The sequence below is a fragment of the Paracoccaceae bacterium genome, assembly GCA_019454225.1.
Lineage (GTDB): Bacteria > Pseudomonadota > Alphaproteobacteria > Rhodobacterales > Rhodobacteraceae.
Window position 1 is genome coordinate 2,205,389 of record CP075370.1, and the last position, 18,467, is coordinate 2,223,855.

Annotated in this window: 17 protein-coding genes; 14 read left to right on the plus strand and 3 right to left on the minus strand. The window is 66.8% G+C overall.

What is annotated here, in order from left to right:
• Window position 1 precedes the first annotated feature (1 nt).
• The 14 genes from nuoG (at window position 2) to KF887_10520 (ending at window position 14,671) form a co-directional block, all read left to right on the plus strand.
• Window positions 2-2,026, plus strand: a complete 2,025-nt coding sequence (gene nuoG / locus KF887_10455) for an NADH-quinone oxidoreductase subunit NuoG (GenBank protein ID QYK39894.1) — start codon at window positions 2-4, stop codon at window positions 2,024-2,026.
• 2 nt (window positions 2,027-2,028) lie between these two features.
• Window positions 2,029-2,427 carry a hypothetical protein gene (locus KF887_10460; GenBank protein QYK43520.1) on the plus strand — a complete coding sequence of 133 codons (399 nt, stop codon included), beginning with the start codon at window positions 2,029-2,031 and terminating at the stop codon, window positions 2,425-2,427.
• 9 nt (window positions 2,428-2,436) lie between these two features.
• Window positions 2,437-3,474 carry an NADH-quinone oxidoreductase subunit NuoH gene (nuoH, locus tag KF887_10465; protein QYK39895.1) on the plus strand — a complete coding sequence of 346 codons (1,038 nt, stop codon included), beginning with the start codon at window positions 2,437-2,439 and terminating at the stop codon, window positions 3,472-3,474.
• A 262-nt stretch (window positions 3,475-3,736) separates the two neighbouring features.
• Window positions 3,737-4,231, plus strand: a complete 495-nt coding sequence (gene nuoI / locus KF887_10470; GenBank protein QYK39896.1) for an NADH-quinone oxidoreductase subunit NuoI — start codon at window positions 3,737-3,739, stop codon at window positions 4,229-4,231.
• 9 nt (window positions 4,232-4,240) lie between these two features.
• Complete coding sequence (locus KF887_10475) at window positions 4,241-4,657, plus strand: carboxymuconolactone decarboxylase family protein (protein QYK39897.1); 417 nt, start codon at window positions 4,241-4,243, stop codon at window positions 4,655-4,657.
• Window positions 4,654-5,268 carry an NADH-quinone oxidoreductase subunit J gene (locus KF887_10480; GenBank protein QYK39898.1) on the plus strand — a complete coding sequence of 205 codons (615 nt, stop codon included), beginning with the start codon at window positions 4,654-4,656 and terminating at the stop codon, window positions 5,266-5,268. The genes KF887_10475 and KF887_10480 overlap by 4 nt, the downstream gene beginning before the upstream one ends.
• 3 nt (window positions 5,269-5,271) lie before the next feature.
• Entirely contained in the window at window positions 5,272-5,736 is a 465-nt protein-coding gene (locus KF887_10485; GenBank protein QYK39899.1) for a hypothetical protein, read from the plus strand.
• An 87-nt stretch (window positions 5,737-5,823) separates the two neighbouring features.
• On the plus strand, window positions 5,824-6,135 hold the full coding sequence (gene nuoK / locus KF887_10490) for an NADH-quinone oxidoreductase subunit NuoK (GenBank protein QYK39900.1): 312 nt from the start codon (window positions 5,824-5,826) through the stop codon (window positions 6,133-6,135).
• Window positions 6,136-6,139: 4 nt separating this feature from the next.
• Entirely contained in the window at window positions 6,140-8,338 is a 2,199-nt protein-coding gene (nuoL, locus tag KF887_10495) for an NADH-quinone oxidoreductase subunit L (GenBank protein ID QYK39901.1), read from the plus strand.
• Window positions 8,339-9,877 carry an NADH-quinone oxidoreductase subunit M gene (locus KF887_10500; protein QYK39902.1) on the plus strand — a complete coding sequence of 513 codons (1,539 nt, stop codon included), beginning with the start codon at window positions 8,339-8,341 and terminating at the stop codon, window positions 9,875-9,877. It begins immediately after the preceding gene.
• Between the two features lie 16 nt (window positions 9,878-9,893).
• Window positions 9,894-11,330: an NADH-quinone oxidoreductase subunit NuoN gene (gene nuoN / locus KF887_10505; GenBank protein ID QYK39903.1), complete on the plus strand. Its 1,437-nt coding sequence runs from the start codon at window positions 9,894-9,896 to the stop codon at window positions 11,328-11,330.
• Window positions 11,320-12,075 (plus strand): biotin--[acetyl-CoA-carboxylase] ligase, encoded by a 756-nt coding sequence (locus tag KF887_10510; GenBank protein ID QYK39904.1) that lies wholly within the window; start codon window positions 11,320-11,322, stop codon window positions 12,073-12,075. Before nuoN ends, KF887_10510 begins: the two co-directional genes overlap by 11 nt.
• Window positions 12,076-12,086: 11 nt before the next feature.
• Window positions 12,087-12,854, plus strand: coding sequence for a type III pantothenate kinase (locus tag KF887_10515; protein QYK43521.1), 768 nt, complete (start codon window positions 12,087-12,089; stop codon window positions 12,852-12,854).
• A gap of 143 nt (window positions 12,855-12,997) precedes the next feature.
• Window positions 12,998-14,671, plus strand: coding sequence for a ribonuclease J (locus tag KF887_10520; GenBank protein QYK39905.1), 1,674 nt, complete (start codon window positions 12,998-13,000; stop codon window positions 14,669-14,671).
• 139 nt (window positions 14,672-14,810) lie between these two features.
• On the opposite strand, the gene KF887_10525 is transcribed toward KF887_10520, so the two are convergent.
• The 3 genes from KF887_10525 to KF887_10535 form a co-directional block, all read right to left on the minus strand.
• Window positions 14,811-16,349, minus strand: coding sequence for a DEAD/DEAH box helicase (locus tag KF887_10525; GenBank protein ID QYK39906.1), 1,539 nt, complete (start codon window positions 16,347-16,349; stop codon window positions 14,811-14,813).
• Between the two features lie 121 nt (window positions 16,350-16,470).
• Window positions 16,471-17,217, minus strand: coding sequence for a hypothetical protein (locus KF887_10530; protein QYK39907.1), 747 nt, complete (start codon window positions 17,215-17,217; stop codon window positions 16,471-16,473).
• Window positions 17,214-18,263, minus strand: coding sequence for a glycosyltransferase family 2 protein (locus KF887_10535; GenBank protein QYK39908.1), 1,050 nt, complete (start codon window positions 18,261-18,263; stop codon window positions 17,214-17,216). Before KF887_10535 ends, KF887_10530 begins: the two co-directional genes overlap by 4 nt.
• Window positions 18,264-18,467 lie beyond the last annotated feature (204 nt).

Genomic DNA, 18,467 nt, shown 5'->3' on the forward strand with positions numbered 1-18,467 from the left:
CATGACCAACCTCAAGAAAATCAGCATCGACGGGATCGAGGTCGAGGTCGACGGCGCGATGACGATCATCCAGGCGGCGGAAGTGGCCGGGATCGAGATCCCGCGCTTCTGCTACCACGAACGGCTGACCATCGCGGGCAACTGCCGGATGTGTCTGGTCGAGGTTGTCGGCGGCCCCCCGAAGCCCGCGGCCAGCTGCGCCATGCAGGTGCGCGACCTGCGCCCCGGTCCGAACGGCGAGGCGCCGGTGGTCAAGACCAACTCGCCGATGGTGAAGAAGGCCCGCGAGGGGGTGATGGAGTTCCTGCTGATCAACCATCCGCTCGACTGCCCGATCTGCGACCAGGGCGGCGAATGCGACCTGCAGGATCAGGCGATGGCCTATGGGGTCGACTTCAGCCGCTACCGCGAGCCGAAGCGTGCCAGCGAAGACCTGAACCTTGGCCCGCTGGTCGAAACCAGGATGACGCGCTGCATCTCCTGCACCCGCTGCGTGCGGTTCACCACCGAAGTTGCGGGCATCACGCAGATGGGCCAGACCGGCCGGGGCGAGGATGCCGAGATCACCAGCTACCTGAACCAGACGCTGCACTCGAACCTTCAGGGCAATATCATCGACCTTTGCCCGGTCGGCGCGCTGACGTCGAAACCCTATGCCTTCACCGCGCGGCCCTGGGAACTGACCAAGACCGAAACCATCGACGTGATGGATGCGCTGGGGTCGTCGATCCGCGTCGATACCAAGGGCCGCGAGGTCATGCGCATCCTGCCGCGCAACCATGACGGCGTGAACGAGGAATGGATTTCCGACAAGACGCGCTTTGTCTGGGACGGGCTGCGTCGGCAGCGGCTGGACCGGCCCTATGTGCGGGTCGACGGGAAACTGAAGCCCGTGACCTGGCCCGAGGCGCTGGCGGCGGCCGCGCGCGCCATGACGGCGGGAAAGGTTGCGGGGATCGTGGGCGATCTGGCCCCGGTCGAGGCCGCCTTCAGCCTGAAGCGGCTGGTCGAGGGGCTGGGTGGCAAGGTGGAGTGTCGCACCGACGGCGCGGCGCTGCCCGAGGGCAATCGCGGCGCCTACGCCGGGACCGCGCGGATCGAGGATATCGACAGCGCCCGGCTGATCATGCTGATCGGCACCAACCCGCGCGACGAGGCGCCGGTGCTGAACGCGCGCATCCGCAAGGCCTGGACCCTCGGCGCCGAGGTCGCGCTGATCGGACAGCCGGTCGACCTGACCTATGACTATGCCCATCTGGGCAGCGGGCGGGCGGCCCTTGCCGCCTTTGTCGGCAAGGAAAGCTGGGATGAGGCACGGGCCAGGCCCTCGGTCATCATCCTGGGGCAGGGCGCCCTGACCGGCGCCGATGGCGCCGCGGTGCTGGCCGCGGTCGCGAAGGCGGCCGAGCTTTCGGGGTCGAAGCTTCTGGTGCTGCATGGCGCCGCGTCGCGCGTCGGGGCGATGGACGTGGGCGCCGTGGCCGAGGGCGGGATTGCGGCGGCGCTGGACGGGGCCGCGACCGTGTACAACCTCGGTGCGGACGAGATCGACATCCCGCCGGGACCGACGGTGATCTATCAGGGTCATCACGGCGACCGGGGCGCGCATCGCGCCGACATCATCCTGCCGGGCGCTGCCTGGGTCGAGGAGAACGGCCTGTTCGTCAACACCGAGGGCCGTCCGCAGCTTGCGCTCCGCGCCGGTTTCCCGCCGGGCGAGGCGAAGGAGAACTGGGCAATCCTGCGCGCGCTGTCGGCCGAGATCGGCCAGACCCTGCCCTGGGACAGCCTTGCCGCGCTGCGCCGGACGCTGGTGGCCGCGCATCCGCATCTTGGCGAGATCGATTCGGTGCCCGCGAACACGCTTGTCGCCCTGCCGGCCGGAACGCTGGGCAGCGGCGATTTCCCGTCGGTGGTCACGGACTTCTACCTGACGAACGCGGTCGCCCGCGCATCGGCGCTGATGGCCGAGTGTTCGCGGCTGGCGGCGGGCCGGCAGGCAGCGGCCCCGATGGCGGCGGAATGACCATGGCGCGCGCCCTGATCCTTGCGCTGTGCCTCGGGGGGGCAGCGGCCTGCGCCCCCGAAGGTGGCGCGGGCGTGGGGCGTGCCGATTTCTCGCCGCAGTATCAGGGGATCGAGACGGTCCTGCTGGATGGCGATCTGGTGAATTTCCGCGTGGCGATGACGGGCGCGCGGGGGCGTGGGGACGTGGAAGACTATGCACGCTGCGCCGCGGCTCAGTATGCGTTGATCCGCGGCTTCGGTTTTGCGCGGCATGTGCGCACGGCCGCGGCGGAACGGGGTGGCGTCTGGCGCGCGGATGCGGTTTACACCGTCTCGCCGTCGCTGCCGCGCGGCATCCGCACGCTTGACGCGGAGGTCGTGGTGCGGGACTGCGGCGCGCAAGGGATACCGACGGTATAGGGGCGACGGATGGACGGATTCTTCCAGACAGGGGCAGGTATCGCGCTGGTGATCGCGGCGCAAAGCCTGCTGGTCATCGGCTTCGTGATGATCAGCCTTCTGTTCCTCGTCTATGGCGACCGCAAGATCTGGGCGGCGGTGCAGATGCGGCGCGGCCCGAACGTGGTGGGCGCCTGGGGCCTGCTGCAGACCGTGGCCGATGCGCTGAAATACGTGGTCAAGGAAATCGTCGTGCCCGCCGGGGCGGATCGGCCGGTGTTCTTTCTCGCCCCCATGCTGTCCTTCGTGCTGGCGGTGCTGGCCTGGGCGGTGATCCCCTTCAACGAAGGCTGGGTGCTGGCCGACATCAACGTGGCCATCCTGTTCGTGTTCGCCGTGTCCTCGCTCGAGGTCTACGGCGTGATCATGGGCGGCTGGGCGTCGAACTCGAAATATCCGTTCCTCGGCTCGCTGCGCTCGGCCGCACAGATGATCAGCTACGAGGTCTCGCTGGGGCTGATCATCATCGGCATCATCATCTCGACGGGCAGCATGAACCTGTCGCATATCGTGGCCGCGCAGGATGGGCCCTACGGGTTCTTCTCGTGGTACTGGCTGCCGCACCTGCCGATGGTGGCGCTGTTCTTCATATCCGCGCTGGCCGAGACGAACCGCCCGCCCTTCGACCTGCCCGAGGCAGAATCCGAACTGGTCGCCGGATTCATGGTGGAATATTCCTCGACCCCCTATCTTCTGTTCATGGCGGGCGAGTACATCGCCATCTTCCTGATGTGCGCGCTGATGTCGCTGCTGTTCTTCGGCGGCTGGCTGTCGCCGATCCCGGGGCTGCCGGACGGGGCGTTCTGGATGATCGCCAAGATGGCGTTCTTCTTCTTCCTGTTCGCCATGGTGAAGGCGATCGTGCCCCGCTACCGCTATGACCAGTTGATGCGGATCGGCTGGAAGGTGTTCCTGCCGATGTCGCTCGGCTGGGTGGTGCTGGTGGCCTTCCTGGCGAAGTTCGAGGTGCTGGGCGGGGCCTGGGCGCGCTGGACGGTGGGGGGCTGATGATGAGCCACTGGCCCCGCATTTTTCGCTACGACACAAAAAAAGGTACAGTTTATTTGTGGCCTCAAAAGAGTGGCCGCTACGCTATCGTCTATGACGACGAAAACCTTGGATCATATCATAGTGCTGAGGCTGCGGCTGACGACGCTGCAGGAGGCCACACATTCTCTCCTCCAAATGGCGTTGATTTGGCGACTCTCGGGTTGCCTGAAAGCCCGCTGGATTGGGAATGGCGGCTGGCACAGAAAGAGGAGCTACTCCCATGACCCAAATCGACTGGAACCGCGCGACCCGCTATTTCCTGCTGCAGGATTTCATCAAGGGCTTTGCCCTGGGGATGAAATACTTCTTCGCCCCCAAGGTCACGCTGAACTATCCGCATGAAAAGGGGCCGCTCTCGCCCCGCTTCCGCGGCGAACACGCGCTGCGCCGCTATCCGAACGGCGAGGAGCGCTGCATCGCCTGCAAGCTGTGCGAGGCGATCTGCCCGGCGCAGGCGATCACCATCGACGCCGAACCGCGCGAGGACGGCAGCCGCCGCACCACGCGCTATGACATCGACATGACCAAGTGCATCTACTGCGGCTTCTGCCAGGAGGCCTGCCCCGTGGATGCCATCGTCGAAGGCCCGAACTTCGAGTTTGCCTCGGAAACGCGCGAGGAACTGTTCTACACCAAGGAAAAGCTTCTGGAAAACGGCGAGCGGTGGGAAGCGCAGATCGCGCGCAACCTCGAACTCGACGCCCCCTACCGGTAGGGCCCCGCGATGACCGATGCCTGGCAGAAGATGATGCAGTCGATGCTGGAACAGTCCCAGCAGATGGCGCGCGCCTTCAACCCCGCGCTGGAAACCTTCAAGGTCAAAGGGTTCGAGGACATGATCCCCACCATGTCCAAGGATTTCATGGAAATGGCCTTCGGCCGCACCTTCAACCGCGACGGGCTGGACGCCAAGACGCGGATGCTGGTGACCATCGCCGCGCTGACGGTGCTGGGCGCGCAGGCCGAACCGCAACTGCGGCTGAGCGTGCGGCATGCGCTCGAGGCAGGCGCCACGCAGCGCGAGATTGCGGAAACGATCTATCAGATGTCGATGTTCGGCGGACTGCCTGCGATGCAGAAGGCGCTGGAAATCGCGCAGGGCGTCTTTGCCGAGACCGACGCGAAGGAGAAACCGGAATGACGCTGGCCGATTATGCCTTCTACGCCTTCGCGGTCGTCGCGGTCCTCGCGGCACTTCTCGTCACCGTCAGCCGCAACCCGGTGCATTCGGTCCTCTGGCTGATCCTGGCGTTCCTGTCCTCGGCGGGCCTTTTCGTGCTGCTGGGGGCCGAGTTCGTGGCGATGCTGCTGGTCATCGTCTATGTCGGCGCTGTCGCGGTGCTGTTCCTTTTCGTCGTCATGATGCTGGATGTCGATTTCGCGGAACTGAAGGGCGAGATGGCACGCTACATGCCGCTGGCGCTGCTGATGGGTCTTGTGCTGCTGCTGCAGTTCGGGCTGGCGATGGGGGCCTGGGTGCAGGCCGACGGTGCCATGGGCCTGCGGCAGGCGGTGACGCCCGATCAGGCCCAGGTCGAGAACACCCGGGCGCTGGGCCTTCTGATGTATGACAAGTACCTGCTGCTGTTCCAGCTTGCCGGGATGATCCTGCTGGTGGCGATGATCGGGGCCATCCTGCTGACGCTGCGCCACCGCAAGGACATCAAGCGGCAGGACGTGCTGGCGCAGATGTACCGCGACCCGGCCAAGGCGATGGAACTGCGCGACGTGAAGCCGGGGCAGGGGTTGTAGGGCATGCGGATGGGGGTTGCGGTTCTTGTCGGGTGCGCGCTGCCGGCGACGGCAGAGCCCTTGCCGGGCTGCAACGATGGCAGCATCCACCGGATGATCACCGGCTGGCACGGGGCGGGGCGCGACTGGGTCGAGTTCTTCTCGCAGGCGCCGGCGTCACCCGACGGTGGTTTCCTGTTCGACCGCTGGACGCTGCTGCACTGCCCGACAGGCGTCGGGGTCGGGGTCCGCGGCTTTGCACCCTTCCCCTATCCGAGCGACGATCCCTCTGCCCCCGAACTGCCGGAAACGGCCGAGAGTCGGGCCATTCACCGGGCGATCGTGGACGCGGTCCACGGGCATGAGATTCCGCCGGGGCAGCGCGGCGCAGACGAGGTGGCGTCGCGGCTGCGCGAGGCGGGCGCGACCGCACGGACAGGTCCGGGCGACAAGAGGTCCTGCGTCTGCGACCCCGGCTGGACGGGTTAGGAACAGGCCCGGGCAGAAGCCCGCCTGACAAGATGCGGAGCGATCCGCGAGGAACGACAACGGGCAACAGACCCGGAGGGAACGACGATGGTGACAGTGGGCTTGGAACATTACCTTGCGGTGGCGGCGGCGCTGTTCGTCATCGGCATCTTCGGCATCTTCCTGAACCGGAAGAACGTGATCGTCATCCTGATGTCGATCGAACTGGTGCTCTTGGCGGTCAACATCAACCTTGTCGCCTTCTCCTCGCATCTGGGCGATCTGGTGGGGCAGGTCTTCACCATGTTCGTGCTGACCGTGGCGGCCGCCGAGGCCGCGATCGGGCTTGCCATCCTCGTCGTGTTCTTCCGCAACCGCGGGACGATCGACGTGGAAGACGCCAACGTGATGAAGGGCTAGCCGCATGCTTCAGGTCATTCTCTTCGCGCCGATCGTCGGCGCCATCCTCTGCGGCTTCGGCTGGCGCGCGGTGGGCGAGACGGCGGCCCAGGCCATCGCCACCGGCCTCGTGTTCCTCGCGGCCTTCCTGTCCTGGATCGTGTTCTTCACCTTCGACGGCGAGTCGCAGCAGATCGTCCTGCTGCGCTGGATCGAATCCGGCACCCTGTCGACCGACTGGTCGATCCGGCTGGACCGGCTGACGGCGATCATGCTGGTGGTGGTCAACACCGTCTCGGCGCTCGTCCACCTCTATTCCTTCGGCTACATGGCGCATGACGACAACTGGAAGGAGGGCGAGGCCTACAAGGCGCGCTTCTTCGCCTATCTGTCGTTCTTCACCTTCACCATGCTGATGCTGGTGACCGGCGACAACCTGGTGCAGATCTTCTTCGGCTGGGAAGGCGTGGGCGTCGCCAGCTATCTGCTGATCGGGTTCTATTACCGCAAGGGCAGCGCCAATGCCGCCGCGATGAAGGCGTTCATCGTGAACCGGGTGGGTGACTTCGGCTTTGCCCTGGGCATCTTCGCGCTGTTCCTGCTCGTCGACAGCGTGCGGTTCGACGACATCTTTGCCGCCGCGCCGCAACTGGCCGAAACCGAAATCCGCTTTCTCTGGACCGGGTGGAATGCCGCCGAACTCATTTCGGTGCTGATCTTCATCGGCGCGATGGGGAAATCGGCGCAACTGATCCTGCACACATGGCTGCCCGACGCGATGGAGGGGCCGACACCCGTGTCGGCGCTGATCCATGCCGCAACCATGGTAACGGCGGGCGTGTTCCTGGTCTGCCGCATGTCGCCGCTGCTGGAATACGCACCGTCGGCCCTGGCCTTCATCACCGCGCTCGGGGCGTTCACGGCCTTCTTCGCGGCGACGGTGGGCCTTGTGCAGAACGACATCAAGCGCGTCATCGCCTATTCGACCTGTTCGCAGCTTGGCTACATGTTCGTGGCGGCGGGCGTCGGGGCCTATCCGGTCGCGATGTTCCACCTGTTCACGCATGCCTTCTTCAAGGCCATGCTGTTCCTCGGCGCGGGTTCGGTCATCCACGCGACGCACCACGAACAGGACATGCGCAACTACGGCGGCCTTCGCAAGCACATCCCCATGACATTCTGGGCCATGATGGTCGGTACGCTGGCGATCACCGGGGTGGGGATTCCGTTCAGCTACGATCTGGTCGGCCTGCCCATCGGCTTTGCCGGGTTCCTGTCGAAGGACGCGGTGATCGAAAGTGCCTATGTCGGATCGCAGGGCGCGTTCTGGCTGCTGGTGGCCGCCGCGGCGATGACCAGCTTCTATTCCTGGCGGCTGATGTTCATGACGTTCTACGGTGAACCGCGGTGGGCGTCCGCCCATTCCCACGGGCATCACGCGCAGGGCCATGGCAACCATGATCATGCACACGATGACCACGGCCACCACGAACCGCATGAAAGCCCGCGTGTGATGCTGGTGCCGCTGGCGGTGCTGGGGCTGGGGGCGATCTTTTCGGGGATGCTGTGGTACAGTGTGTTCTTCGGGAAAGAGGACGCGATGCGCGCCTGGTTCGGGCTGGAGCCTGCGCATCACCAGTCCGCCGAAGGGCATGGCGATGACCACGCATCGGGCACCGCCGACCCTGCCGCCGCCCCGGCCGACAGCCACGCCGCCGCCGATACGGCAGCGCATGGCGCCGCCGATGCCGCGCATGCCGCGGCGGTGGCGCCCAAGGGTGCGGTGTTCTTCCATCCCGAGAACACGGTCATCCACGATGCGCATTACGTGCCGACCTGGGTAAAGCTGTCACCCTTCTTCGCGATGCTGTTCGGGCTGGCGCTGGCCTGGCTGTTCTACATCCGCCGTCCCGACCTGCCGGGGCGCCTGGCCGCAAGCCAGCGGCCGCTGTACCTGTTCCTGCTGAACAAGTGGTACTTCGACGAACTGTACGACTGGACGATCGTGCGCCCGGCCATGTGGCTGGCACAGTTCTTCTGGAAAAAGGGCGACGGCAACGTGATCGACGGCGCGATCAACGGGCTTGCCCTGGGGATCATCCCCCGCATCACCCGCGCGGCAGGCCGCGCGCAGTCGGGCTACATCTTCACCTATGCCTTCGCGATGGTGGTGGGGATCGCCATCCTGATCACGCTGATGACACTTGGCGGGGGGGCCAACTGAATGGAAAACCTTCTGTCCATCATCACCTTCCTGCCGGCCGTCGCCGCCGGCGTGCTCGCGCTGTTCCTGCGCGGGGACGATGCGGCGGCGCGGCTGAACGCCAAGCGTGTGGCGATGATCGCCACCAGCACGACCTTCATCGCGTCGCTCTTCGTGCTGATCGGCTGGGACTATGACAACCCGGGCTTCCAGTTCGTCGAGGAATACGACTGGATCATGGGCCTCAAGTACAAGATGGGCGTCGATGGCATCTCGATGCTGCTGCTCATCCTGACCACATTCCTGATGCCGATCACCATCGCCGCCTGCTGGACGGTCGAGCACCGGGTCAAGGAATACATGATCGCCTTCCTCGTGCTGGAAACGCTGATGATCGGCGTGTTCTGCGCGCTCGATCTCGTGCTGTTCTACCTGTTCTTCGAGGCGGGCCTGATCCCGATGTTCCTGATCATCGGGATCTGGGGCGGCAAGGACCGCATCTATGCGTCCTTCAAGTTCTTCCTCTACACCTTCCTCGGGTCCGTCCTGATGCTGGTGGCGATGATCGCCATGTATGTCGATGCGGGCACCACCGACATTCCGACGCTGCTGCGCCATACCTTCTCGTCCGAGACGTTCAGCATCGGCGGGATGCAGATCGTGGGCGGCCTTCAGACCCTGCTGTTCCTGGCCTTCTTCGTGTCCTTCGCGGTCAAGATGCCGATGTGGCCGGTCCACACCTGGCTGCCCGACGCCCACGTTCAGGCGCCCACGGCCGGGTCGATGGTGCTGGCGGCGGTGCTGCTGAAGATGGGCGGATATGGCTTCATCCGCTTCAACCTGCCGATGTTCCCCGTCGCGATGGACTACCTCGCCCCGGTCGGCCTGTGGATGAGCGCGATCGCCGTGGTCTATACCTCGCTGGTCGCGCTGGCGCAGGAGGACATGAAGAAGCTCATCGCCTACTGGTCGGTGGCGCACATGGGCTTCGTGACGATGGGCATCTTCTCGGCCAACCAGCAGGGGCTTGATGGCGCGATGTTCCAGATGATCAGTCACGGGCTGATCTCGGGCGCGCTGTTCTTCTGTGTCGGCGTGATCTACGACCGGATGCACACCCGCGAGATCTCGGCCTACGGAGGCCTGGTGATCCGGATGCCGGCCTATGCGCTGTTCTTCATGTACTTCACGCTGGCCAACATGGGCCTGCCGGGCACCAGCGGGTTCGTGGGCGAATTCCTCGCGATGATGGGCGCCTTCCAGGTGGATACCTGGGTGGCCGCCGTGGCGGCGACGGGGGTGATCCTGTCGCCTGCCTACGCGCTCTACCTCTATCGGCGGGTGGTGTTCGGCGACCTGATCAAGGCCGCGCTGAAACAGATCACCGACATGGACCGCCGGGAAAAGGCGATCCTGATCCCGCTGGTTGCCACGACGCTGTGGCTTGGCATCTATCCGGCTGCGGTGACCGATATCACCCGCGCGCCGTTTGAGGCCATGCTGACGCAATACCAGGCCGCGCTGCCCCATGGCGGGGACACGCAGCTGGCCGGACACTGACGAAGGGCTGACGACGATGACATCTGCCGATTTCTCGACCGCGTTGCCCGAGATCATCCTGGCCCTCTATGCCATGGCCGCCCTGATGTTCGGTGTCTGGGGGGGCAAGGACCGGCTGACCGGGGCGATCACCTGGACCACGGTCGTGGTGTTCCTGCTGCTGGCCTTCTTCATCGGCACGACCGGCGGCGGCGCGCGCTCCGTGTTCGGCGGGCTGATGATCGACGATCCCTTCGCGCGGTTCGGCAAGATCGCGGTGCTGCTGTCGGCCGCGGCCGTGCTGGCGGTCAGCGAGGACTACATGCGCCGCCGCGGGCTCGACCGGTTCGAATACCCGGTGCTGGTGGCGCTGTCGGTGCTGGGCATGATGGTCATGGTCGGCTCGGCCGACCTGATGACGCTCTACATGGGGGTCGAGCTGCAGTCGCTCGCGCTCTACGTCATCGCGGCGATCCGCCGCGACGGGGTGAAATCGACCGAGGCGGGGCTGAAGTATTTCGTGCTGGGCGCGCTCGGGTCGGGTCTGCTGCTCTATGGCGCGTCGCTGACCTATGGCTTTGCGGGCACCACGAATTTCGCGGGCATCCTGTCGACCCTGTCGGGCGAGCCGCCGCTGGGCCTGCTGTTCGGGCTGGTGTTCCTGCTGTCGGCGCTGGCCTTCAAGGTCTCGGCGGCGCCCTTCCACATGTGGACCCCCGATGTCTACGAAGGGGCGCCCACGCCCGTCACCGCCTTCTTCGCCACCGCACCCAAGGTGGCGGCCATGGCCCTGCTGGCGCGCCTGGTGCACGACGCCTTCGGCACGATCCCGGGCGACTGGGGGCAGGTTCTGGCACTGCTGGCGACCGCGTCCATGTTCGTCGGTGCGATCGCCGCCATCGGGCAGCGCGACATCAAGCGCCTGATGGCCTATTCCTCGATCGCCCACATGGGCTTTGCGCTCATCGGTCTCGCGGCCGGAACGGCGCAGGGCGTCCAGGCCATGCTGATCTACATGTCGATCTATGTCGTCATGAACATCGGCGCCTTCGCCTTCATCCTGTCGATGGAACGCGATGGCAAGCATGTCACCGACATCGGCAGCCTGCACATGCTGTCGGCGCGGGCGCCGCTGCCTGCGCTGGCGCTGCTGGTGCTGCTGTTCTCGATGGCGGGGGTGCCGCCGATGCTGGGCTTCTTCGCCAAGGTCTCGGTCCTTCAGGCGGCGATTGCGGCCGACATGGCCTGGCTGGCCGTCGCGGGGGCGATCGCCTCGGTCATCGGCGCGTTCTACTACCTGCGGATCGTCTATTTCATGTACTTCGGTGTCGAGAAGGACCCGATCGACCCGCGCATGCCGACAATCCCCTGGGTCATGATGGTGGCCTCGGCGGCGGTGATGGTCGTGGGCATCGTCAACCTCTTCGGGATCGAGGGGCCTGCGGCGCTGGCGGCCGAGACGCTTGTCCGCTGATCCCTGGCCGGCGGGCACCTCCCGCGTGGTGCTGGACAGCGTTGACAGCACCAACGCCCATGGTGCCCGCATCGCGTCGGGGCTGGCCGGGCCAGCGTGGATTCTGGCGGGTGAGCAGACCGGCGGCAGGGGACGTCGCGGCCGTGCCTGGGCCAGCCCGCCGGGCAACTTCCATGCCACGCTTGTGATGCGGCCCGAGGGTCCGCCCGCCACCGTCGCGCTGCGCAGTTTCGTCGCGGCCCTCGCCCTGCACGAGGCGCTTGCCGCCGTGTCCGGAACGGCCGCGCCGTTCACCCTGAAATGGCCGAACGACGTGCTGTGCAACGGCGGCAAGGTGGCGGGCATCCTGCTGGAATCAGAGGGGCAGGGCGGCGCGGTCGCGCATCTGTGCGTCGGAATCGGGGTGAACCTGATTGCCGCGCCCGATGCCGCGATGATCGAGCCGGGCGCGGTGGCCCCGGTCACGCTGCTGGCCGAGACGGGCATGCGCGTGGCGCCCGATCGGATGCTCGACGTGCTGGCGCCGGCCTTCGCCCGCTGGGAGACGCGGCTGTTGGCCGAGGGTTTCGCGCCGCTGCGCGAGGCATGGCTGGCCCGGGCCGCCCGTCTGGGAGAGACCATACGCGCCCGCACCGGCACCGCCACGCATGAGGGGATCTTTGACGGGCTGGACGAGACCGGCGCCCTGATCCTGCGCGGACCGCGCGGACGACAGGCGATTCCGGCGGCGGATGTATTCTTCTGATGGGGGCGGGCGTGCTTCTGACCATCGACTGCGGCAACACCAACACCGTCTTCGCGATCTGGGATGGCGACCGGTTCCTGGCGACCTGGCGCATTGCCACCGATCACAAGCGGACGGCCGACGAATACTATGTCTGGCTGAAGACGCTGATGACGATCCGCAAGGTGGATGTGGACATCTCGTCCACCATCATCTCGTCAACCGTGCCGCGCGTCGTGTTCAACCTTCGCGTGCTGTGCAACCGCTACTTCGACACCCGGCCCCTGGTGGTCGGGCGGCCCGACTGCCGCCTGCCGGTGCCGCCGCGCGTGGATCAGGGCACCACTGTCGGCCCCGACCGCCTGGTGAACACGGTGGCCGCGCATGACCGCCACGGCGGCGATCTGATCGTCGTGGATTTCGGCACCGCGACGACCTTTGACGTGGTCGATGCGGATGGCGCCTATATCGGCGGGGTCATCGCGCCCGGCGTGAACCTGAGCCTTGAGGCGCTGCACATGGCCGCCGCGGCGCTGCCGCATGTGGACATCGCCCGGCCGCAGTCGGTCATCGGCACGAATACGGTGGCCTGCATGCAGTCGGGTGTGTATTGGGGCTATGTCGGTCTGGTCGAAGGTCTCGTGGCCCGCATCCGGGCCGAGCGCGAGCGGCCCATGAAGGTGGTGGGGACGGGCGGCCTGGCCTCCCTCATCAATCAGGGCACGACGGTTTTCGACGCGGTGGAGGACGATCTGACCATGCATGGTCTTGTCCTGATCCACCGGCTGAACGCGGGCTGAGCGGGCGACCGTGCGGCCCTGTGGCCTTGGTCGCCGACCGGCGACGGGGCCGCGGGGCGCCACGGGTCACGCCCCGGACCGCGCCGGAATGGAATAGCCCGCGGGGGGCGAACCCCGCCGATGACGACGCGAGGACGACGACGATGACCAACCGGCTGATCTACCTGCCCCTCGGTGGGGCGGGCGAAGTGGGCATGAATGCCTATGTCTACGGCTACGGCCCCGAGGATCGCGAGCGTCTGATCCTGGTCGATCTGGGGGTGACCTTTCCCGACATGGACGGGACGCCGGGGGTCGACCTGATCCTGCCCGACCTTTCCTGGCTGATCGAGAGGGCGGACCGGCTGGACGCGATCTTCATCACCCACGGGCATGAGGACCATATCGGCGCCATCGCCCATCTCTGGCCCGCGCTCAAGGCACCGATCTATGCGCGCCGGTTCACCGCCGCCCTCGGCCGCCTGAAGTTCGACGAGGCAGGCCACCCGCGCGAGGCGATCCGCACGGTCGAGGCCCGCCCTGCCGTGGTGCAGGCGGGGCCGTTCTCGGTGCAGTTTCAGCCGATCAGCCATTCGATCCCGGAATGCGCAAGCCTGGTGATCGACACGCCCGCAGGGCGCATCGTGCACTCGGGCGATTTCAAGCTCGACCCGACGCCGCTGGTCGGCGAACCCTGGGACCCCGACGCCTTTGCCGCCATCGCCGCCGAGCGCCCGGTCCATGCGCTGATGTGCGATTCCACGAATGTCTTTTCCACCCATCCCGGGCGGTCCGAGGCCAGTCTGGCCGAGGCCGTCACCGACCTGATCCGCCAGGCACCCGGCATGGTGGTGGCCACCACCTTTGCCTCGAACGTGGCGCGGCTGAAGACGCTGGCCGAGGCGGCGGTGGCGGCGGACCGATCGGTCTGCCTGCTGGGCCGCGCGATGCAGAAGATGGTCCGCACGGCCGAGGAAACCGGCGTGCTGACGGGCTTTCCCCGCATCATCACCGCCGAGGAGGCGGCCGAGGTGCCGCGCCGCAACCTGATGCTGATCGTCACCGGAAGCCAGGGCGAACGCCGTGCGGCCACGGCGCAGCTTTCGCGCGGCCGTTATCTGGGGCTGGAGATGAAGGAGGGCGACACCTTCCTGTTCTCGTCCAAGACCATCCCGGGCAACGAACGCGGCGTCCTGCAGATCATGAACGCGTTTTCCGAGATGGGTGTTGACGTGGTCGACGACCAGGGCGGGCGCTATCACGTCTCGGGCCACGCCAACCGGCCGGACCTGGCGACGGTGCACGACATCCTGAATCCGCGGATCGTGATTCCGCAGCATGGCGACCACCGCATGCTGCGGGAACATGCGAAGCTTGCGGCGGATGGCGGCCGGGCGTCGGAGGTGGTGACCAACGGCATGATGGTGGACCTGACCGGCGAGATGCCGGAAGTGGTGGAGTACATCGAGGCGGGCCGCACCTATCTGGACGGCAGCGTGATGATCGGGGCGCGGGATGGCGTGGTGCGCGACCGCATCCGGATGGCGCTGAACGGGCATGTCATGGTGACGGTGATCCTGGACGAGGACGACCGCCCGCTGGGCGAGGCCTGGGTGGAACTGATGGGCCTGCCCCCGGCGGGCCGCAACGGTGCGGACCTCGGCGAGGTGCTGGAGCGCGAGCTGACCGGTTTCCTCGATGCCGCCGGTGCCAAGATGCTGCGCGACGACGACAAGCTGGACGAGGCGCTGCGCCGCCAGGTGCGTCAGGTGGCGATGAACGAGATCGGCAAGAAGCCCGAGGTCACGGTGGTGATCAGCCGGCTGGCCGAGGGCTGACGATCACGGCGGGCGGGCCCCGGCTGGGGCCTTGCCCGCAAAGCCGCCGCGCCGTGTGGCACGGGATCCGCGCCCCGATGGGGGCGGCACGTCAGGCCCATGTCGCAGGGATGCGGGCGGAAAGGGGCGCGCGGCGCCCTCAGCCCTCGGTGCCGGTTGCCGGCGCCTCTGCCTCGGGTTCGTCCGGCGTTGCCGTGCCCGAAAGGGCAAAGCTTCTCAGGATGAAATCCGGCACATGGTCGCCCATGCCGACGACCCGGTCATGGACACGGTCCTCGCGCCGGTCGCGGCGATGATCGTCGCGGCGGTGTTCACGGCGGTCCTCGCGCGGCTCCTCGCGGCGCGGCGCGGGGGTGGGTGCCGCCGGGGTCGCGGCGACCACGGTTTCGGCCTCCGGGGCGGCTGCCGGGGCGGTCTCGCGCCGGGGGGCGTCGCGGCGGGTGCCGCGGTCGCGTCCGCTGCCGCCGCTGCGCCGGTCATCACGGCCGCGCGGCGCCTCGGGGCGGTCGTCGCCCGCGGGCATCACGAAGCCCTCGGGCAGGGTGCCACGCGGGATCTGCTTCTTGATGAGGCTTTCGATGGCGGTGACGTACTTCTCGTCGTTCGGCGTCGCCAGGGTGAAGGCCCGCCCCGAACGGCCCGCGCGGCCGGTCCGGCCGATCCGGTGAACGTAGTCCTCGGGGTGGCTGGGCGCGTCGAAGTTGAACACATGGCTGACCGCAGGAATATCCAGCCCCCGCGCCGCCACGTCCGAGGCGACCAGAAGATGCAGCGACCCGTCACGGAACGCGTCGAGCGTCTTCGTCCGCACCGACTGGTCAAGGTCGCCATGGATCGGGGCCGCGTTGAACCCGTGCTGCTTCAGCGACTTGGCCACCACATCCACATCCATCTTGCGGTTGCAGAAGATGATGGCATTGGTGCAGGCCTCGCCCTCGCCCCGGATCAGGGCGCGCAGGACCGCCCGCTTTTCGGCAAAGCTGCGGTCGCGCCGCGACGGTGTGAACTGGATCAGCGCCTGTTCGATGGTCTCGGAGGCTGTCGCCTGGCGCGCGACTTCGATCTTGACGGCCGAGGACAGGAAGGTGTTCGTGATCCGCTCGATCTCGGGGGCCATGGTGGCGGAATAGAAGAAGGTCTGCCGGGTGAACGGGGTCAGGCTGAAGATCCGCTCGATATCGGGGATGAACCCCATGTCCAGCATCCGGTCGGCCTCGTCCACCACCATGATCTGCACGCCATTCAGCAGCAGCTTGCCGCGCTCGAAATGGTCCAGCAGGCGGCCCGGCGTGGCGATCAGCACATCGACGCCGCGGTCGATCAGCTTGTCCTGCTCGCCAAAGCTGACACCGCCGATCAGCAGCGCCTTGGTCAGCTTGGTGTATTTCGCATAGACATCGAAGTTCTCGGCCACCTGCGCGGCCAGTTCGCGCGTCGGCGCGAGAACGAGGCTGCGCGGCATCCGTGCGCGGGCGCGGCCCTTGCCCAGCAGCGTGATCATCGGCAGCGTGAAGCTGGCGGTCTTGCCGGTGCCCGTCTGGGCGATCCCCAGCACATCACGGCCCTCCAGGGCGTGCGGAATGGCCTGGGCCTGGATCGGCGTGGGTGTTTCATAGCCGGCTTCGGTGACGGCCTGAATGACGCGCGGGTCCAGCGCGAGGTCGGAAAATTTGGTCATAAGCGTCCTGATCGATGCGGGATCGGCCCGCATGGGGTTTGGGACGCGGCTAACCGGGCGCCCCGGCGTCTTGCGGGCCGGATGGTCCGCAGGGGCGCCTTAGTGGATGTGGTGGAAAAGGTCAAGGCGCCCTGCGCGCGCGGCGGCGTTCCCGCAGCGTCGCCAGCCGCCGGAAGATCGTGCCGGGGTCGGCATTCAGCCGTTCCATCAGCGCCACGACAAGCGGGCCCAGCACGGGTTCGGATTCCGCGCGTTCCCAGATCGGGGCAAGCAGGTTGATGTCAAGCCCCCCGCGCAACAGCGAGAAGGGTTCCATCCCCAGCGGAAGGGGGCCGGGATGGGCATTGCGCATCCGTGCCGCATCCGGCGCAAGACCGCCCTGCAGGCGTTCGTGCTCGTAAAGCTTGATCAGCGAGAACAGCACGTTGACCTCGCGCCCCAGCGAGCGCTCGCCCTCGGTCAGCCCGTGGTCGCCGAAGGTGATGGCCGAGGAGACGAGCCATCGCCCGGGCAGTTCCGCGATCAGGGCGGGTCCCTGTTCCACCCAGATGCGGCGGAACAGGGCGGCAGTGCCGCGCGGCGCGCGGCGCTTGCGCAGATGCGCGATCAGCAATCCGTTCAGCACGGCGAGTTCCGAATGGCCCTGCAACGCGCCGCGGACCTCGGCAGCCTTCCGGGCGTGCATGCTGGCGCCTTCGGGCAGCGGCGCGGGCGGGGCGGCGGGGGTGGCCGCCATGGCCGCCAGGTCGCAGCGCGGATCGGGCAGCGCCTCGCCCTCGGCAAGCGCCATGCGGGACCGGCGGGACTGCCAGCGGGCGATCAGGCTGGCCGGGGCGCCGGGGTAGGTCAGTGAGGGTGGCTCTGTCATGGACGGGCGTTGCGGAACTTCTTGCGACGGGGCTCAGGTCTGGCGTCTGCGGCCGGGGCCACATCGGCCTGCGGTTTGGTCAGGCCGCAGTCGTTTGCAAGGCAGAAGGCGTAGAACTGGCGATGCTGGGGATCCTGCATCAGCGTGTGAAACCGGGCTAGATGCACATGCAATGCCATGTCGCGCAGTTCCATCAACCGCCCGCCAGAGGCCGCATCCAGCGTCGCCATGCGCGCACGGATGCGCGGCAGAAACCGCAGGATGGTGAAATCCTTATCCTCGTTGTGGTTGCGCATGGTCCAGTAGCGCCGCCCGATGGGCCGGTCTGCCTGATGCGCCGATCCGCGCTGGCCCTTGAGCAGGAAGCTTGCAACATCGCGGGTGATGTAGTGGTTGATTTGCGCCAGGCGACAACCGCCGGGGTCGGTGGCATTGAAGTTGCGCAGCAGGTAATCGGGCGGAGCGAGCCCGCTGCCGTTGGCGGTGCGGATAGTGTCAATCGGAACCTGCGGGTCGGCGGGGCGATGGATGCCGGGGCGTGCAAAAAGCCCTGGGCGGAACAGGCACTTGTACGGCCCGTAATCGTCGGGGCGTCCCAGCTGCGACCGGGCATGCTGAAAGCGTTCCGTGACCAGATCGTCCGAGGGCAAGAGGTGCCCTCCATGCCCGAAGAGCCGCCAGTTGAGATGCAGGCAATCGACCTCCGGCACCGCGGCAAGAAGGTCCGCCAAGCGCCCATTGCCCGTCTTGACCAGAAGGAATTCGTCAAGGTCCAGCGCCATGGCCCAGTCGGCGGCCGCGTATTCGGGCAGGGCCGAAGCGCGGGTGTAGGCGCGCACCTGATGCTGGCCACGCCCGGCGCGGTTGTAGAAATAGCGGATGGCGCCGATGTCACGCAGCGCGCTCAGCGTCTCATGCGTGAGATCATCGCTGTCGTTCTGGTAGATGGCGATGTCGGTGAAGCCGGTTTCGATGTGATGCGCGACCCATTCCAGCAGATAGGGCGCCTCGTTCCGGACGGTAGCAACCAGGAAGGTGCGGCTCATGGCCAGCCCGCCTTGAAATACCCGAAATGTGCCGGCTTCAGCCGTTGCGTTCCTGTGCCTGTCATGACTGCCTCATGGTTTCTTGTTTGGAATCAGGTTGAATCGTGACGCTGCGGCTGTCCACTCAAACCGGCGTCTCAGTAAGCACCGTTTCCGGGCGTGTCGGTCAGGGCACACCTGAGGATCATGGATCGGCCTGCGCCG

Coding starts and splice junctions, on each gene's coding strand:
- nuoL (QYK39901.1), top strand. CDS start 6,140: ATGCTTCAGGTCATTCTCTTCGCGCCGATCGTCGGCGCCATCCTCTGC.
- nuoI (QYK39896.1), top strand. CDS start 3,737: ATGACCCAAATCGACTGGAACCGCGCGACCCGCTATTTCCTGCTGCAG.
- KF887_10460 (QYK43520.1), top strand. CDS start 2,029: ATGGCGCGCGCCCTGATCCTTGCGCTGTGCCTCGGGGGGGCAGCGGCC.
- nuoK (QYK39900.1), top strand. CDS start 5,824: ATGGTGACAGTGGGCTTGGAACATTACCTTGCGGTGGCGGCGGCGCTG.
- KF887_10525 (QYK39906.1), bottom strand. CDS start 16,349: ATGACCAAATTTTCCGACCTCGCGCTGGACCCGCGCGTCATTCAGGCC.
- KF887_10485 (QYK39899.1), top strand. CDS start 5,272: ATGCGGATGGGGGTTGCGGTTCTTGTCGGGTGCGCGCTGCCGGCGACG.
- KF887_10530 (QYK39907.1), bottom strand. CDS start 17,217: ATGACAGAGCCACCCTCACTGACCTACCCCGGCGCCCCGGCCAGCCTG.
- nuoG (QYK39894.1), top strand. CDS start 2: ATGACCAACCTCAAGAAAATCAGCATCGACGGGATCGAGGTCGAGGTC.
- KF887_10480 (QYK39898.1), top strand. CDS start 4,654: ATGACGCTGGCCGATTATGCCTTCTACGCCTTCGCGGTCGTCGCGGTC.
- KF887_10535 (QYK39908.1), bottom strand. CDS start 18,263: ATGAGCCGCACCTTCCTGGTTGCTACCGTCCGGAACGAGGCGCCCTAT.
- nuoN (QYK39903.1), top strand. CDS start 9,894: ATGACATCTGCCGATTTCTCGACCGCGTTGCCCGAGATCATCCTGGCC.
- KF887_10500 (QYK39902.1), top strand. CDS start 8,339: ATGGAAAACCTTCTGTCCATCATCACCTTCCTGCCGGCCGTCGCCGCC.
- KF887_10475 (QYK39897.1), top strand. CDS start 4,241: ATGACCGATGCCTGGCAGAAGATGATGCAGTCGATGCTGGAACAGTCC.
- KF887_10520 (QYK39905.1), top strand. CDS start 12,998: ATGACCAACCGGCTGATCTACCTGCCCCTCGGTGGGGCGGGCGAAGTG.
- nuoH (QYK39895.1), top strand. CDS start 2,437: ATGGACGGATTCTTCCAGACAGGGGCAGGTATCGCGCTGGTGATCGCG.